Source organism: Oceanivirga salmonicida (assembly GCF_001517915.1).
Classification (GTDB): Bacteria; Fusobacteriota; Fusobacteriia; order Fusobacteriales; family Leptotrichiaceae; genus Oceanivirga; species Oceanivirga salmonicida.
This window is the reverse complement of sequence record NZ_LOQI01000124.1, coordinates 1-1,714: the sequence shown is the minus strand read 5'-3', so window position 1 is coordinate 1,714 and position 1,714 is coordinate 1. Positions and strand designations below refer to the sequence as shown.

Below are 1,714 nucleotides of genomic sequence, written 5' to 3'. Positions count from 1 at the left end.
ATACTGAATTTTCTAAAAACGAGAGTGCGGTAAAAAGTCTGTAACTTCTCAAAAATCAAAAATAAGGGTTGAATAAATCCTCTTATGGTATATAATATAAAATATATCAAGGAGGATTTTTCTTATGGTTAAAAGAAAAAAAGAGGTACATAAAATAGTACCTACTGAAGGGAAAAAAGAAGTAGTCCGTGCACTACTTGATAATTATGATATTTCTAGTGTTAGAGATATCGAAGATGCTCTTAAAGACTTGTTAGGAAATACACTAAAAGAGATGATGGAAGCCGAAATGGATGACCATATTGGTTTAGAAAAAAATAGACAAGATGAAAGTAGAGATAATTACCGTAATGGATATAAATCTAAAAAAGTAAGAAGTTCTTATGGTGAATTTGATGTTGAAGTTCCACAAGATAGAAATTCTACTTTTGATCCAGCTATCGTTCCGAAAAGACAAAAAGATATATCTAGAGTTGAAGATTTAATTATGAAACTTTATGCAAGAGGTAATTCTACAAGAGATATATCTGAAACTATAGAAGAAATGTACGGTTTTGAAGTAGATGATAGCTTTGTATCAAGAGTTACTGATAAAATAATACCTATTGCTAATGAGTGGAAGATAAGACCTCTTGATAGTGTATATCCAGTTGTATTTATTGATGCTACTGTATTTTCAGTAAGACATGAAGGAAAAGTTAGTAAAAAAGCAGCTTATGTCATTATGGGCATAAATAGAGAAGGATACAAAGACGTATTATCAATAGAAATAGGAGATAGTGAAAGTTCTAAGTTTTGGTTTGGAGTTTTAAATTCATTAAAAGTACGTGGATTAAAAGATATACTTGTTTTGTGTTCAGATAGATTAACTGGAATAAAAGAAGCAATAGAAACAGTTTATCCTAATACAGACTGGCAAGGTTGTATAGTACATATGATAAGAAATACACTTAAATATGTTAGTTATAAAGATTTAAAAGAATTTACAAGAGATTTAAAAACAATATATAAATCAAATACAGAAGAAGAGGCACTAAATAATTTAGAAAAGGTTAAAGAAAAATGGGATAAAAAGTATAAGAGTTGTATGGATAGATGGTATGATAATTGGGATAATATAGCACCTATGTTTTCATATAGTGAAGGATTTAGAAAAATAGTATATACAACAAATGCTATAGAATCATTAAATTCACAGTATAAAAGACTTAATAAAGCAAGAACAGTATTTCCAAGTAAAGAATCATTATTCAAAGCCCTTTATTTATCAACAGAACAAATAACTAAAAAATGGAATCAACCAATACATAATTGGGGTACATATTATTTAGAAATGCTGGTAATATTTGGAAGGGAGCGTGTAGAAGCATAATATGAGTACAAAAAAAGATAACTAGATAATCTAGTTACCTTAAGTTTATTATACATAATTTTCAATAAATATTAGTACAATAACAATAAAATATACCATAAGAGTTTTTAAAAAGTAATTTGTAATTTTTTCAAAAAACATATGAAAAGTTACAGACTTTTTACCGCACTCTCTCTTTTTTATTTCAAAAATTATTTTAAATTTTATATAATCTATGTTTTTATGGTCTTTCTACTAATACAGTAGTTCCCATTCCTCCACCTATACATCTTCATGCTCTTCCTTTTTTCACATTTCTACGTTTAATTTCATGTATTACTGTTACTATTTTTCTAGCACCTG

At 27.5% G+C, this 1,714-nt stretch carries 1 protein-coding gene; it reads left to right on the top strand.

The window, feature by feature from the left end; translation table 11 throughout:
- Positions 1-124: 124 nt before the first annotated feature.
- The gene (locus AWT72_RS08485; protein ID WP_067143601.1) at positions 125-1,372 is read left to right on the top strand and encodes an IS256 family transposase; all 1,248 of its coding nucleotides are present in this window, start codon (positions 125-127) and stop codon (positions 1,370-1,372) included.
- The last annotated feature ends 342 nt before the right edge of the window (positions 1,373-1,714 follow it).